13 protein-coding genes are annotated in these 15,854 nt (G+C 59.2%); 7 read left to right on the forward strand and 6 right to left on the reverse strand.

All coding sequences use genetic code 11. The features are described from left to right. Positions 1-44 precede the first annotated feature (44 nt). Together U1700_RS02940 and U1700_RS02945 are read right to left on the reverse strand one after the other, a co-directional pair. Positions 45-749 (reverse strand): polysaccharide biosynthesis/export family protein, encoded by a 705-nt coding sequence (locus tag U1700_RS02940; protein ID WP_332749982.1) that lies wholly within the window; start codon positions 747-749, stop codon positions 45-47. Positions 750-807: 58 nt separating this feature from the next. Continuing rightward, a complete protein-coding gene (locus U1700_RS02945; protein WP_332749984.1) occupies positions 808-2,376 on the reverse strand; it encodes an oligosaccharide flippase family protein in 1,569 nt (522 codons plus the stop codon). A gap of 141 nt (positions 2,377-2,517) precedes the next feature. Between U1700_RS02945 and U1700_RS02950 the strand changes: the two genes are divergently transcribed. From U1700_RS02950 to U1700_RS02975, 6 genes are all read left to right on the forward strand, one after another. Further along, positions 2,518-4,383 carry a WecB/TagA/CpsF family glycosyltransferase gene (locus tag U1700_RS02950; protein ID WP_332749986.1) on the forward strand — a complete coding sequence of 622 codons (1,866 nt, stop codon included), beginning with the start codon at positions 2,518-2,520 and terminating at the stop codon, positions 4,381-4,383. Between the two features lie 114 nt (positions 4,384-4,497). Continuing rightward, positions 4,498-5,769, forward strand: a complete 1,272-nt coding sequence (locus tag U1700_RS02955; RefSeq protein WP_332749988.1) for an ATP-binding protein — start codon at positions 4,498-4,500, stop codon at positions 5,767-5,769. Then, complete coding sequence (locus tag U1700_RS02960; protein ID WP_332749990.1) at positions 5,762-7,162, forward strand: GumC family protein; 1,401 nt, start codon at positions 5,762-5,764, stop codon at positions 7,160-7,162. Before U1700_RS02955 ends, U1700_RS02960 begins: the two co-directional genes overlap by 8 nt. A gap of 77 nt (positions 7,163-7,239) precedes the next feature. Next, positions 7,240-8,010, forward strand: a complete 771-nt coding sequence (locus U1700_RS02965; RefSeq protein WP_332749992.1) for a hypothetical protein — start codon at positions 7,240-7,242, stop codon at positions 8,008-8,010. A 10-nt stretch (positions 8,011-8,020) separates the two neighbouring features. Beyond that, on the forward strand, positions 8,021-8,917 hold the full coding sequence (locus tag U1700_RS02970) for a hypothetical protein (RefSeq protein ID WP_332749994.1): 897 nt from the start codon (positions 8,021-8,023) through the stop codon (positions 8,915-8,917). A gap of 37 nt (positions 8,918-8,954) precedes the next feature. After that, positions 8,955-10,295, forward strand: a complete 1,341-nt coding sequence (locus tag U1700_RS02975; RefSeq protein WP_332749996.1) for a hypothetical protein — start codon at positions 8,955-8,957, stop codon at positions 10,293-10,295. A 54-nt stretch (positions 10,296-10,349) separates the two neighbouring features. Here U1700_RS02975 and U1700_RS02980 read toward each other — a convergent pair whose 3' ends face one another. The 4 genes from U1700_RS02980 to U1700_RS02995 form a co-directional block, all read right to left on the reverse strand. Beyond that, positions 10,350-11,411 carry a glycoside hydrolase family 5 protein gene (locus U1700_RS02980; RefSeq protein WP_332749998.1) on the reverse strand — a complete coding sequence of 354 codons (1,062 nt, stop codon included), beginning with the start codon at positions 11,409-11,411 and terminating at the stop codon, positions 10,350-10,352. Between the two features lie 55 nt (positions 11,412-11,466). Further along, on the reverse strand, positions 11,467-11,709 hold the full coding sequence (locus tag U1700_RS02985) for a hypothetical protein (protein ID WP_332750000.1): 243 nt from the start codon (positions 11,707-11,709) through the stop codon (positions 11,467-11,469). A gap of 71 nt (positions 11,710-11,780) precedes the next feature. Then, positions 11,781-13,181, reverse strand: a complete 1,401-nt coding sequence (locus tag U1700_RS02990) for an exopolysaccharide biosynthesis polyprenyl glycosylphosphotransferase (RefSeq protein ID WP_332750002.1) — start codon at positions 13,179-13,181, stop codon at positions 11,781-11,783. 122 nt (positions 13,182-13,303) lie between these two features. Then, positions 13,304-13,462, reverse strand: coding sequence for a hypothetical protein (locus U1700_RS02995; RefSeq protein WP_332750004.1), 159 nt, complete (start codon positions 13,460-13,462; stop codon positions 13,304-13,306). Between the two features lie 497 nt (positions 13,463-13,959). Here U1700_RS02995 and U1700_RS03000 point away from each other — a divergent pair, with 497 nt between their 5' ends. Next, positions 13,960-15,849: a cellulase family glycosylhydrolase gene (locus tag U1700_RS03000; protein ID WP_332750006.1), complete on the forward strand. Its 1,890-nt coding sequence runs from the start codon at positions 13,960-13,962 to the stop codon at positions 15,847-15,849. The last annotated feature ends 5 nt before the right edge of the window (positions 15,850-15,854 follow it).

Consider the following 15,854-nt stretch of genomic DNA (forward strand, 5'->3'; position numbering starts at 1 on the left):
TCCTGGGTTCGGTCGATCAAAGATGGTCTGATGGCTGGGGCTGATTAAGGGATGAACCGGCCGAACGAGCCGAGGATCGGGATATTGTTGATGTCCTTGAGCAGTCGCCTAGTCGCATTTTCGCCGACGACGACAATGTCATTTGCATAGATTTGCGGATCGGGCATGCGCCCGGCTCGAATTGCCTTAAGGCTGAAGAGCGCGGCCATTTTTTCTCCACCGACCGTGCGAAAAATTGCGACATTATCAAGATTGGCTAGGTCGTCTGCTCCCTTGGCAGAGGCAATAGCCTGTTGCAGGGTCATTCGGCGGACGACGGGGTAAATGCCCGGCTCGCGAACCGAGCCATCGATTGTGACGGTCTGACTGACCGCCTTCTTGATGTTTACGGTGACTTGTGGGTCGTTCACATATCGCCCGCGCAGGCCGTTGGCGATCAGCGTGGCGACCTCCTTGGGCGTCTTGCCACCGGCCGCCACGGTACCGACAAGCGGCACGGCCAGATTTCCGGCCGCATCCACTTCTCCTTCGCGCGTCAGCGTTGGTGCGCCGAAAACCTCAATGCTGACCACGTCGAGCGGCCCCAGCCGATAACTTGTAAAGTCGGACAGCATGATTGGCGCATCGGGCGGCGGTAGCGCCTTGGCGACCGACACCGCACTGCTGCCAGCGCCAAGGGTCTGACCGCCGCATGACGAAAGAGCCACAACAGCGACCATGGCGGATACATGGCTCAATTTCATGAACATGCTGCATAACCTTTTAGAGCAGAACCTGAAATGCAAAATGAACGAGCGAAGCGTAGGTTCATTTCGCAGGCGGATTTGATGAATTATCGAATGTGCGGTTCTTTTGCCGCCAACCGGCTAGCCTGACCAACTTGGTCATGATCGCAGCGATGAATGGCGGCTGGGCCAAGGCTAATCGGTCAGCGCTGGCTATTTCGGAGTGACTGGGATTCAGCCAGATCAGGGCCACGACCAGATAGACGATGCCGCCAAGCGCCATGGCCAGGGGTACAATAAGGATCCCCGCAGCTACAGTGATGAGTGCAAAGGCAGCCGCCCCGCCACATAAGCTCGCCGCGATCAGCGGCACCAGCCATCCCAGTTGCACAATATCCGGAAGGCGCCGTCGCAGGGCAGCGAGATTTAGGAACGCAACCGCCGATTGTGCAAAAATCCTTGCACCAGCAGCGCCCACCAGCCCGAACTGCCAAACCAGCGCGGCCCCGAAAACGATCGTCAGTCCCGCCCCAATTACCCCGTTACGGGCCAAGGGTGCATTGGCGTCCGCTGCGCTCAGCACACTTGAAACCACCAGAGTCATGCTTGAAGCGCCCGCCGCCAGACACAATAGCGCGGCAGTTATCCCGGCGCCCGCGAAGGCGGCACCATAGATAGCGACGATCACCTGCGGCGCGACCGCAGCGACAATCGCAGAAGCCGGCAGCAGGAGAAACAAGCCAAAGCGGACTGCCGTCCGGCTGGCCTGCCGCAAATGCTCTTCACCGTCCTTGGCGGCATGCACGATATTTGGCAGCAAGGCGTTGCAGACCATTTGACTGACCTGGAGCAGCAACGCCGCCAAGGTCGAGGCGGCGACGAACAGCCCGACTTCGCGCGCCGTACGCAGCTGATCGACGAAAATAACGTCAATGCGGACCCACAGCAAAGGCGAAAACAACGCTGCCGCATAAAAGCTGGTGGCGTAGCTGCGCATCTGGCGGCGGGCCGAAAGTGGCGGCAGACCGTCGGCCGGGCGAAGCTTGGTCAGCGCCCACAACATCGGCAGGCTAAAGCCGACATAGGCGAGCAGCGCGCCGTTGGCGCCGAGCCAGCGGATGCCGACGAACACCAAAATGATCTGCGCGACGGTCCCGACCAGAGACAGAAGAGTGATTGTCCCGAACGCCCGCAGACCACGCAGCAGCTGATAGGAGAAGGCATAGAGCATATGCACCAAGAAGCAGAGCAGGACGATGACGCAAAAAATCACCCCCTCCCGCTCGCTAGCCGCATATTTCGCAATGATATCAGACCAATAGAGTCTCAAAATGACAGCAGTCAGGATCAGGCCAGCGATCGTGGCCAAGCTGAAGATCCTCATTCCATAAGCGGTCAGCCTTTGAAAATCGCGGCGATCTCTGTCGTGGGGCTGCGCGGCGAGGAAGCGGGAGAGCGTTCCGGTAATCCCAATGTCGGCAAGGGTGGTCGTCAGGAATATGATCCACAATGCCATGCCGACCGTCGCCGTACCCTCCACACCCAAGGTTCGCGCGATAACGGCGGCGGCGACAAATGATCCGACCGCGCCAGTGAGGCCGGCGACGATACTTTGCGAAGAATGTCTAAGGATTCGAACGAAGAACGACATGGAGCAGTGATTCCGTTAGCGATTGGTGCAATTTTTCAGCGCTGGATTATGCCCACGCTGCACAGGACTTTGCACCCGGATCGGTCGCCCGGCGTTTATGCGTCGTGCTTGGTAACGCAGTGGGCGAGTTAAAGTAACGAAATGACTGAACGTGGCACGCTAAAAATCCTGCACGTAGTCCGGCAATTTCATCCGGGGCTAGGCGGAATCGAGGAATTTGTCGCACAGTTGGCGCGGCACCAGGCGTTGGCGGGTCACGATGTCCGGGTCATCACGCTCAATCGCATCTTCGCCGATCCCCATGATGTCATCCTGCCGGCGCGCGAAGGTCGCGACGGCTACCTGATCGAGCGGATCCCTTTCCGCGGCTCCATGCGCTACCCGATTGCTCCCTCGATTCTGGGCAGTATCGGCGATGCCGATATCATCCACGTCCATGCAGTCGATTTCTTTGCCGACTACCTTGCTGCAACGGTCGCCATCCATCGCAAGCCAATGGTGCTGACTACTCACGGCGGATTTTTTCACACCGAATTCGCCCAGAGTCTCAAACGGCTCTATTTTGCCTCGATCACTCGCGCGTCGCTTTCCCAATATGGCGCGGTCATCGCTTGCAGTACGGAGGATGAGCGTCTTTTTCGGCCGATCTCCGGCAATCGGCTGCTGCTCATCGCGAACCCGGTCGACATCGACAAGTTCGCCGGCAAGGCCGACCCCACGAGTCCCGTCTTCATCTACTTTGGGCGGATCGCCCCCAACAAGCGGGTCGATCTGCTGCTCGCGTGGTTTGCCGGGCTGGCCGCGATCCAGCCCCATGCCCGGCTGATTATTGCCGGCAAGCCGATGGGCACAGACATCGACGAGCTTCGCAAACAGGCGGAATTGCTCAATATCAACGAGCGGGTCGAATTCCACCTCAGCCCTGACACCGAGGCCTTGGGGGCGCTGGTGGCCCGCAGCTCGGTCTATGTGTGCGCTTCTTCCTATGAAGGATTCGGCTTGGCTGCGGTCGAGGCCGCAAGCGCCGGGCTCTTCCTGGCGCTGAGCGACATTCCTCCCTTTGCCGCCAGCATCGAGCGGCTCGGGTTTGGCGAGCTGATCGACTTTGATGATGTCGCCGGATGGCCCGCCAGCTATGACAGATTAGCTTCGAGCCGAAGCGCATTCCAGCGCCGGTTCGGACGGGAAGCGACCCGCCGGGCGGTAGAGCCGTTCGACTGGGCGGCCTCGGCGCCGCACTTTGAAGAGGTCTACCGCCGGGTGATCGGCACCGATCGACGCAGGATCGGGCGATTGTCGATCGACGTCTGCAGTCGGGACGAAGCGAAGCGGCGAATTTCGGCAAGTGCCGCGGCGGGCAAGCCGCTGATGGTCGCGTTTGCAAATGCGCATTCCGTCAACCTCGCCAGCCACAACCGCGCATTTGTCGCAGCGATGGACGGAGCCTTGCTGCTCAACGACGGGTTGGGCGTCGATATCGCTAGCAAGGCGCTGTTCGGCGCGCCGTTCCCCAGCAATCTCAACGGCACAGATCTCGTTCCAGATCTGTTCGCCAGTACCACGCATCCACTGCGCCTATACCTTTTGGGTGGCGTGCCCGGAGTCGCGGAACGCGCGGCCGATACGTTAGTTAAACGATTCGCTAACGTGACCGTTGTCGGCTTCGATCACGGTTATTTCGAACGGGACGAAGAGGAGAGGCAGTTAGGTCGCATTGCGGCAAGTGGTGCCAACATGGTGCTGGTGGCGATGGGCCAGCCGCAGCAGGAGGAGTGGGCTCAACGTCACTGGCGCGACCTTCCAGGTCCCTGTCTGTGCGTAGGTGCATTGCTAGATTTCCTGGCTGGGGAAGTCCCGCGTGCACCCGTCGGTTTCAGGCGACTGCGCCTCGAATGGGCTTATCGGCTCGCGCAGGAACCACGCCGCCTTGCGCGCCGATATCTGCTTGGTAACATTGCCTTTTTGTGGCGACTTGCCGGTCAGCGATTGGTCGGCCCGAGATTGTAGAGCCGCTTGGGTCAGCGGCGGGCGAAATGAACGTTACTGGCCACAAGAGGGAATTTAAAATGTATTATCGGTCGGGTGATTGAGATGGAATGGCAATCGATCACGCAGTTTGTCATGAACAAGCTTGGTGGCCGGAACGAGCATGTCCCGGCACTCGAGCTGTGGACCGCGCCGGAGGAGTATCGGACGCTCGATCAAGGCGCGATCGCCGGCGAGTGGCTGCTATCGGCACGAGGAGATGACCGCGGTATCTTGGCGCTCCGTTCGGACGACGCCGACCTGGTCTATACAAGTTTCGATGCGTCGCAGCCGGTCGATCAACCGGGCGACTTGCGGGGACGAGAGACCCAAGTTGCCCAACTGGTGAGCGGAGTGCTTTTCCGTCGCAACCATGGGATAATCTCGGGGCCGCGTGGCTCGGGAAAGACGTCCCTCGTTCGTACTTTTGGCCAATATACCGACCGTGACGGCGTCGTCGTGCTCTACTCGGCTTGTGACAATGGCACGCGTTTTGGCGACCTCATGCGCGAATATCTCGAGCAAATCCCGGTTTCGTCGTTCGAGCCCGATATGGTGGGATTAATCCGCGAGCGAATAGGCGCGCTCCGCTCGGACGCCACACCGAACCAGATTATCGGCCTGCTTGCTCAAGTGAAATACGCTCAAGTCATCATCATTGCCGATGAATTCGACCGCGTTTCGGATCCCGACTTGCGCTGGAAGATCGCCTCACTGCTTAAGCTGCTTTCCGATGCGCGAATTTCCGTGCGCTTTGTGTTGGTCGGCGATGCCTCGGCGTTCGACACGATCGTTCAAAGCCATCCCTCGTTGACCCGCCACATTACCAGGGTAACGACCGATCCGCTCGACCATGATGCGATCATCGCCATATTGCGCGACTGCGCGGCACGTTGTGAACTGACCTTCACCGATGCTGCGCTTGACCTCATCGAAGACGTCGCCTGCGGCTCTCCATACCATGCACGGCTATTTGGGATGCACGCATCCTTATGCGCCATCAAAGGCGGACAGCCCTCCATTGGTATTGACCAGGCACTTGCCGGACTGCGCCGCGCCTTCGCTGAGTGGGCGCTAATGAACCCTGAAGCCGGCCAAGCAATCCAGGGGGTCGCCGAGGGCGACTTCGGCGACAACGAGCCTTACGCCCGGTTCGCGCGGAGCAGCGTCGGTCGCGCGTCCACCGACGATCGCGACGATCGCGCATCCTTGACCGCTGAAGAGCAGGGAGCGCTGGCGCCGGCCCTCGAACGGCTCGACGGAGTTGTGACCTTCCGTGATGCGACGGCGCCTCAATTTCTCATTGCTTTGTGCCGTTCGGCCGAAAAGATCATGCCCTTAGCCAAAAAGGTCGCCCCCCGTGCTTAGCTTTGCCGACTGGATCGAGGCGGTCCGTTTTCGTTGGAAGTTGGTAGCCCTGGTTACTTTCGTTCTTACCCTTATCGCGCTTCTCTACGTGATTATTGCCCCGCGCTCTTACCAGGCCAGCTCGTCGCTTTTGCTCGACACGCGGGCGGCCGATCCGCTTCGCGATAACAAGTCGGACGATTCGAAGGATAATGCACGCGAGATCATTGCAACCCAGGCCGATCTTATCCGGTCGCCCTCGGTGAGTGACCTGGCGGCCGCCAATGCGGGCGTCAATCGAGATCCCAACGTGATCGCCAAATGGAAAAAGGAAACTGACGGCGACAAGCCGTTCGATGGATGGATGCGCGAACGGATGTTGAAGTCGCTTGATGTCGTTCCGGGCAAGGATTCCAACATCTTAGTCATTCAGGTCAAGTCGAAGGATCCGGTCGAAGCTGCGCGGATTGCCAACGGGTTCGCAACCGCCTCGGTCGCGTCACAATATCGGCTGCGTACCCAACCGGCCAAGAATTACGCCGTCTGGCTTGAGCAGCGACTTGGAACAGCAAAGAATAATGTCATCCAGTCGCAAAACGCACTGAGTAGTTTTGTTCGGGCCACGGGTATCACGAATGACGGCGACATGAGTAGCGAGGGAACCCAGATGGCAGAGGTGGCGACGCAGTTGGCGACAGCCGAGGCACGGGCCGCAGCCGCCCGGCAGTCGACCTTTGCTGGCGCGCAAAGCCGAGGCGACGCCGAGAAAAGCGTCTCGATTCAGGAATTGCGGAAGCAGGTCGCCGTGACCAGCGGGACACTCTCGAATATGCGCGCGACTTTCGGGCCCGACTATCCCGACGTCAAGCGCACTGAAGCCGAGCTCAACACGCTCCAGGGACAGCTGACCAAGCAATTGTCCTCGACGACCGGCGCCTTTGGGGCCGCACGCAGCGGAGAAGCCTCCGCCGAACGCGGAGCGGCCGGGGCCAGCGAAGCCCGGCTCCGTTCGCTCGCCTCGCAACAGCGGGCGCGCGTGGAAAAAATGGGCGTCAATCTTGCCGAATATGGCCGCCTCAAGAACGAATTCGTAGCCTCACAGAAAAATTTCAACGACCTCAACGATCGCCTCGAACGCATGCGGCTTCAGGGGAACGTACCTCAAACCGAGGTCCAAATACTCGACCGCGCGTCCCCGCCGCTAGAGCCGACCTGGCCCAAGCCCGGCCTGATCATCGCCCTGACGATCCTCCTAGGGCTGATCCTCGGCGCTATATGGGCAATTGTGCTGGAAGCGCTCGATCCTCGCGTGCGCAGCTGGAGTGGCCTCGAGCGTCTCCTCGGTGCTCCGGTACTGGCGACTTTGACACTGCCCCGGGATGGACCGTTGTTACTCGAACGAGGGCATGCCTGATGCGACTTCAGAATAGTTCGTCCTTCCTCGGGAAGGTCAGTCGATCCAGTGATCGCAACTCGCGCCCGGCAGAGGAAGTGCTCGCGACCCTGGGAATGCGTCAGGTGGGCGATGCTTCGACCACCGCCAACGACGATGTTGCGGAAGTCGAAACACCAGCCGCAATCAACAGCATCGACGGATCGCGCAATCTGATGCCGCTGCAGGTGCACGTCGACGACGCCGGCAATGCTGAAACCGCGCTTATTCGGCGCCAGTCAAACAGCAGGTTTGCGACCCAGCTCCGAGAACTCGTGGCGACCCTGAGCGCAAACAGAACGGCGCAAGCCGGGGCGCATTCGATCGTATTGTCCGGAGTGGGTACCGACGAAAGTTCATCGGTCGTCGCGGCCAGCCTGGCGGTAACCTGTGCCGTGACCGGGTTCCAGGTCCTGCTGGTCGATGCCAATCTGTCGCGGCCAAGGCTCCATTCGATGTTCGGCCTGGCGAACGGCTTTGGCCTGTCCGACCTGCTGGGCAGCGCCAATCCCCCCAACCTTCTGCCGCAAGCAACTTCGATCCCCAATCTTGCGGTAATCTGCGCAGGGTCTCGCGTGTCGAACTACGCCAGCCTCCTGTCGCGGCAGCGTGTAAAGCACAGGTTGGATCCGATCGCGGGTGCGTTCGACTATATCATCATCGATGCGTCGGGTCTGCCCCCTTCGCTCCTCGCGCGGATATCGGCTGGCGTGGACAATGTCGTCATCGCGGTAAAGCGGCATGTTTCGTCGATCCGGACGCTCGAAGCGACCATGCGCCTGCTCAGCGATGAGGGAGTTCACAACTCCTCCATCCTGATTATCGAATAAGCCGAGAATTTTGACGGACGTGGTCTTGCGGGGCGCCTTCAGTAAAGTGAGTCGGCGTTGGCAGCCCGGTCTTGTCGAGCCCATAAAAAAAGCTCCAGGCCGGTCGGCAAGACTGTTTCTACCGCTCGAATATACAGCAAAGATCAAGCGACCCGACGAACATTATATTCTGCATGGAGTTGTTGGCTACGACTTGCTGGTGACAGCGCTTGCTTATGCGCCAATTTCGCCCCGGCCAGCGCTCGTTGTCGCGTGCCTCGGGCTGTATATCATGGCTTTTTTCGCAACGTATGAAATTGGATATTTCGAGAACGACAAGGTCGCCGCCAAGCTCGAAAGATTGCCGATCGTCCATCCGGCGTTTGTGGAGCAATCGTACCGATTTTCCCCGGCTCTGGGGTGGATCAGCGGGCTGATGTTCGGCGCGGCCGGCGCCGCCCTGCAGGGCGCCGCCCAGTTGAGCGGTCCATTTTTTGATAGCGATGCCAGCCGCCTGGCTACTTTTGGGTCGAACTGGGCGCTTGTTACGGGTTTGCAGCTTGTCACGCGTCTGATCTTCTACGCGTTTAATCATTCCACGCCGGATTCGCGGCTGACTTCGATGATGATGATGCAACTGGCGCGGGTTTTTGGTTATGCTTTGCTGTTCAAAATCAGCCTGGTCGGCGGGATCCTGTGCCTGGCCCACGCGGTCGCTCGGTGGACGGCTTATGTAGTGTATCGCAGCGGTGGCAATCGCCAGCGCCTGCCGCTCCACCTTGTGACCTTCCTGCTATTTTTCAGTGTTGGCGCGGCGCTATTGGCATCGGGCGTCCGGATCACGGTTGACCAGGCGGGGCAGGTTATCCTCATTATCCTGTACCTCAGCGCACGCGCGCTGCGGAATATGATGCAGCGCCTTGATTAACGGTCCGACCGCCCCGGCCAGGTCCGGATCCGGCAAGGTGACCGGGTCGACTGCGGGCCATGCCAACATCTTCATTGGCGAAGCCAGGCGCAAGGCGCACGCCGGAGCGATTGCGTCTGCCGGACGGCATGGCCCGAAAATCATCGCGATCGTGCTCGCAGCGGTTTTCTACAACGCCGTTCTCGCTTTCGCCAACGCCCATGGCATTTCAATCAATCGCGCGATGGTGGCAATCACAGAGGGTATTGTTCTGGCCGCGGCACTGATGCTGGTAGTCAGCAGCGGTCGTCGTAGCATCGACTCAGCCGGTTTTGCCCTGTTCGCCTTCTTCCTCGGAAATGCCTTGCTGGTCTCGCTGCTCAGTGGCGCCCTGTTCGTGGATATGGCACGCAATGGGGCCATCATCGTGCTGTTCATGCTATTGGGGTCGCGGATTGACGAACGCGCACTCAAGGCCTGCTTCCTGATCGTCAGCCTGCTGATCGCGGCGTGTCTGGTGCTCGAGCTGGTCTCGGTGAAAAGCTATGCCGCGCTGTTGCAGCCCGGTACGTATTTCGCGCAGACACGCGGCATCGCACTGGCCGACATCGACGAGCTTGGCCTGTTCCGGAATGCGGTCTGGTATGAGGGGCGCTTTGCGATCTCCAGCATCTCGAACCACCGCACCGCCTCGCTGTTCCTCGAACAAGTTTCTTTGGCAAATTTCTCGACCGTGCTGGTCATCTATCTAGTCGCATTGTGGAAACGCATTCATTTTGGCGTCCGCGTGTTTTATATCGGCCTCATCGCGCTGATCTTGCTTTCGAACAATACACGCGCCGGCCTTGCCCTCGCGATCGGAGCCCCAATCGTCTATTGGGCGGCGCCGCGCCTCTCCCGATATGCCACGCTGGCCGTGATGCCGCTTATCCTGGTTGCGGGAACGATCATTACCTACAGCCTGCCACCGAGCAAGGAAGACACCTTTGTCGGCCGGGTGGGCCTTACGATACGGAGCCTTGCCGATCTCGATCCGATGGCATTGATCGGCGCCAAAGCCCCGACCGCCATCGATTTCGTCGATAGCGGTTATACCTATCTGATCTATGCGACATCGCTGATCGGCATGCTAGTGATGTGGCTGCTCTTTTCGCTCGCGTCGGGGAACCGGAACGTCGATCAGCGGCGCTGCGGCCTGATGCTTTCGCTATTTGTGTTTATCAACCTGCTCATTGCGGGCAACGCGGTATTCACGATCAAGATCGCCGCGCTGATATGGCTTTTGGTCGGATTTCTGCGTGCGGATGGCGCGCAGGTCGCTGCCGACCGAGAGCAAGGCGGAGCGCGGCCTCTGCGCGATGTCAATGACCCGACAGGCCACCGCTGGGCTCCAGTCTAAGATTGTTCGTTCAGGTCGATCCCCGGCATTGTAATCCATGGTTTGACCGGATATTCAATGCGCCTGTCCATAATGCAGGTGGCGTCGGAGGACTGCCATTTGCGGCTTGTCGGTCGCCCCATCAGGCTGGATGCCATAGGAATAGTCGCCCCACCAGTCGCCCGCCGCCCAATAGTTCCAGCCTCGCCATACGTCGGCGTGGGTATCGAGAAAATCGAGCAGGTCGTCGAGCGACGCCAGGCACTCCGCCGACGATGATGCACCAAACTCGGCCAGCACTGCACCGGCCCTCTCACGGCGAAGCCACTGCGTCAGCATAACCAGCCGATCGCGACCGATGGTCCGACCAGCGCATTGACGGCTGGTGCCGGAAGAATTTGCGTCAAGATACTGATGTATCTCGAACAGGAAATTATTGGCGGGGTCCGTAAAGCCGCTGAGTAACGCCGCGTTCGACTTGTCTCCGCCTTCAAACCAGGAATGGCCACCTGTCCAACGGATGCCGGGAACAAGCAACAAATTGCGCGCGCCGGTGGCACGTATCGCCAGCACCGTCCGGTCGAGGATCGTTCGCCATTCCTTACCGTCCATGTCGTGCGGCTCGTTCATCAAGCCGAAGGCGATCTTTGGCTGGCCCTTGTAATGTTCGGCGAGACGCCGCCATAGATCGGGCATCAGCTCGATTGAGCCGGGCGCCTTTGTCAGCACCTGCCCCCGATAACGCGCTGAATTATGGGGATCGAGGATAACCATCGCAAACCCGTCCAACTCCGCTAGGCTACGATCGAGACGGGCCAGTTCGGCGGCGTCAAGCGGACTCAGGGCGTGCGGCTGGATCCGCTCCCACAGGATGGGCAGGCGCACGCTGTTCATTCCCGCCGCGAGAAATGGCGCCCCAGTCTGCCGCGAGGGATAGATATAGTCTTTCGCATAGACCCCGGGAATCTTCTCGGGCGCAAATTCGGCCGAGGCGAGATTGACGCCATAATAGGCCGGCTTGCCTGCAGCCGGCGGACTTGCAGGCGGCGAGGCGGCGAGCAGCCAACCGGCGCTCGACATGATCAGCAATAACCCGGCGATCGTGCTCGCCTGCCCCATCCTTAGGCGCCGCGTCATCGCGTGAAGCTCGAGCGACGCCGGGGTTTGCCTTCCGCAAGGGAGTGGGCCTCGGCTAGAAAGACGCCCTGATAAGTAGCGCGTATGCGGCGACCACCAATACTGGACCCGCAGCGCTGGAGACGAAACGGACGATCTTCTCGCCGATGGTCAATGGCTTGCACGGCAACAGCCAGTCGGAAAGATTGTCGCGCGACAGAAGCGCATGGATATCGACAAAGGTGTGGGCCGAGGTGTCGGTGACGGCGAAGCCACGTGCGCTTCGCTGGTCTGAATCTGTTTTGTCTAGACTGGTCATGCGGATCCTTTGCCGCATGAGTTGGACAATAAGCCCTCAACAAATCGTTAAGCCCCGGAATATTATGGACTTTAATACGCATTGCGGTGAAACAGCACGCGGGCGGTTCGCGCAACGATCGAAATATCGCGCCACAATGACCACCCACTGACATATTCAAGATCGGATCGTAGCCGCGAGGTTAGATCCTCGCGCGTGTGCGTCGCGCCGCGATGACCGCGCACCTGCGCCAGACCGGTTATGCCAGGCTTCAGGCAATGGCGATGCCAATAGCGCTCGTCGACATGCCAGAACAACTCCGTGCCCGCCAAAGAACCCAGCGCATGAGGCCGCGGCCCGACGATGCTCATCGAGCCGAACAGTACGTTGAGCAGTTGCGGAAGTTCGTCGGCGCTGGTGCGCCGCAAGATCTTGCCCACGCGGGTGACCCGGTCATCGTCACGCCGCGCCGACTGCCGACCATCGGCGTCGCTGCGTTCAACCGCCATGGAGCGGAATTTATAGATCTCGAATAAGCCGTTGCCGAGACCGACGCGGCGCTGCTTGAAAAAGATCGGCCCGGGACTGTCCAGCCTGATCAGCACGGCGATCATGCACAATGCCGGTGCAAGTAAGATCATTGCCGGTACCGCCAAGGCAAGGTCAAAGATACGCTTGGTCAGCCGCTGGCGAACATTGAGCGGCCCCGACGACACCACCAGCGTCGTCAGTCCGTGGAGTTGTGCAATTCCAGTCGGCGCCAGCGTATCAAACTCCTTGGCCAATATCTCGCCCTGGATGTCGGCTCCCTGGAGCATCTGCGCCCATTTCTGTGCCGCCGGACGACCGCACGCGACGACAACCCGATCGGCACCTTGCAAAATGCTCGCTAGCAAGATCAGCATCGTTGCGTCACGCGGGTCTGGACGCAACCCGATCGCAACTGCGTCGACCGTCCGATATGCATCAGACACATCTATCTCGACCCCATCGCAAAGCACTACTTCATTGGTCAAGCGCCCGCGGAAGCGATGCCGGATCCAGTCGCTCAGCATTTGCCGGGTAAACGCGATACTCGCGAATGCGAGCACAAACGCCGTACTCACCAGCACCCTAGAAAAGCGGACATCAGCCTTGAGGAAGAAGGACAGGAGAAACAGCAGGGTGAACGCCAGCATAAGCGATCCGATTGATCGCGCGATGCCCTTGCTCGGACTACGTAATACGTCGATCGAATAGGCACCGGTCAATGTTGCACTGGCCAGAAACAGCGACAGGACCGATCCTGCAACGCCTGCCCAGCCGATAGCGTCAAGCCCGCCGAAGCGAATCAACGCCGCGACGACAAACGCACCGATGAGGCACGTCATGTCGCTCAGCACGAGCGTCAGATAGAGCTTTACCCTGAGAGGACGGCTGGAGGCTCGTCCAACCAAAGACTGATCAGTTGCCGAAGCAATGAGTACGCCATCTACTGTCATCAAAACTACCAAAAGAATTCAATGCCCACCAACGACTCAAACGGCCGATGGATGCACACTGACTCTTGGATAATTTCTATTTAACCCGCCGATATTCACTCGACGGGGCCGACAGTCCACCCCGCGTCAGCGACTTACCAGACGAAAACCAGAACGACCGCCGCCCAGAATACACCGCCTGCCATCAGGCATGCGATCAGCGAACGGACGAACGCGCTCGATGGCTGGTCAAACTCGTCCCCGCCATTGAGGCGGCTTGGCTCGACCGAGAATTTCTCGTGCTTCACTGGCACCTCTCCGAAGCCTCGCCGGTCCATGATGACCAGTCACGCTTCAATAAGATGACATAGGAACTATGATTATCAGCGTCAACCGACGCAGCACCTGAGCCATGGATATTCGCCTCCATCGCGCAATTTGCCTAATCGACCGTTGGTCGCCGCCCTTGCTTCTGCGTTCCCAGCCTGATCGAAAGCGCGACCATGCATTTGTCGCCGCTTCTCGTTTTTGTGCAAGTTGCCACTCATAGGTTAAGCTTCGCTGTTAACCATTTGTGCAATACGTTCCGGCAATTGAAAGTTCATTAACCTTTTGCGGCATGATCGTGAATACCGCTGATTAACAAGCATAAATTAAAGCCGCGTGCTTTGGCGGCATTTTCAGGCCTTCCGTCGATAACTCACGACAATGGCCTGATTTAGACAATCCTTTAACCTTTAATTGTCATAAAGAGGTCGGGAGCAAGTGGGCTTTTCCACTTGGACGCTTTGCGTATCCCGGGGGGGACCTCATGATCGGTATCAATCTATCTGGCGCGGAATTTGGGTCGGGCACAAATTATGGATCGGATTATCATTATCCTGGTCTTGACGAGCTGTCCTATTACGCAGCACGCGGCGTAACCAGCATCAGGCTTCCATTTACGTGGGAAAGAATGCAGCCTGCTCTGGGTGGGGATTTGTCGTCGTCTGAACTCGGCTATATGAAGACGTTGATTAGTAACGCCCAGTCCCTGGGTATATCGGTTATCGTCGATCTCCATAATTATGGCCGCTATGGTGGCAATACCATTGGCTCGTCAGCCGTATCCTATCAGCAATTTGCCGATTTCTGGGGCAAACTTGCATCGGCATTGAAGGGCCTTCCCGGATTAGCCGGTTACGACATCATGAACGAGCCGCACGACATGTCCAGCACTACGGCATGGCCAACGGCTGCCCAAGCGGCGGTCGATGCCATTCGCAAAGTCGACATGACGACCACGGTCTATGTCGAAGGCGACAACTGGTCGGGCGCGTCGACCTGGCAACAGTATAATGCCGGTCTCAACGTTTATGATCCGGCGCACAAGCTGATCTATGAAGCGCACCAATATTTCGATCGGAATAACTCCGGCGTCTACAGCGGCGGCTATGACAGCGAAGGTGCCTACGCCAACATGGGCGCGGATCGATTGCAGCCCTTCGCGGACTGGTTGAAAGCTCATAATGCGCAGGGCTTCATCGGCGAGTTCGGCGTCCCCAGCAACGACGCTCGCTGGCTGACCGTGCTTGATGGTTTCGTCAAGGCGATGAACGCGAACGGAATCTCCGGCACCGCTTGGGGCGGGGGCTTCTGGTGGAACCCGGACTATGTGATGCGCCTTGGTGGCGGCGGGACGGCGGATTCGGCCGAGTTCACATACCTCCAGACGCTGGCGCACAATGTCACCGCGTCCCCAAGCGCGCCCACCACTCCGCCTCCCCCGCCCCCTCCAGTCATCGTCGCGGCACCTGATCCGACAATCTTCGGTACCGCCAATGCTGATTTAATGTGGGGGACGTCGGGCGCCGACAAAGTCGATGCAGCTGGCGGCAATGACACCGTGATGGGCAGCGGCGGCACAGACATATTAAATGGTGGAACCGGCACCGACACGATGAGCTACGCCACTTCGGGCGCAGCGGTCGATGTCGATCTACAGCGCGCGTCCCAATTCAACGGCGACGCGCAGGGAGACCAGCTTTCCAACTTCGAAAACGTTACCGGTAGTGCTTATGCCGACACACTTCACGGTGACGCCGGCGTGAACATCCTGATCGGCAACGCTGGAGACGACGTTCTTATTGGCGGCGGAAGTGGCGACACTATCGACGGCGGCAGCGGCTACGATACTGCCAGCTATGCCGACAGCAGCGCTGCAGTGAATGTCGATATGTCGCGGCTGATCCAGATCGGCGGCGATGCCCAAGGTGACAGCCTGATCAACATTGAGCGAATAGTCGGCAGCAATTTTAGCGACATAATTTCAGGCAATGCCGGAGTGAACGCGCTGGTCGGAGGCGCAGGTGATGACGTGCTAAATGGTCGTGGCGGGGCAGACATCCTGACCGGTGGGCCGGGGAATGACCGTTTTGTCTTTGACTCGCCCGCCAACGCCAATGGCGATCGTGTCACGGACTTCACGATCGGCGATCGGCTCGACCTAAGCCTGATCGACGCCAACTCGAGATTTCCTGGCGACCAGGCCTTCAAGCTCATCGGCGCCCAAGCCTTCACGGGGGCAGCCGGACAGCTGCGGGTCTATGTCGCCAACAACACGACCTATGTCGCGGGTGACGTCAATGGTGACCGTATCGCCGACTTCACCATCACGTTGGACGGAAATCATCCGGCGAGCAGCCTCGGCCTGATCCTCTAGTCGGA

The sequence above is a fragment of the Sphingomonas sp. RB1R13 genome (assembly GCF_036663775.1).
Taxonomy (GTDB): Bacteria; Pseudomonadota; Alphaproteobacteria; order Sphingomonadales; family Sphingomonadaceae; genus Sphingomicrobium.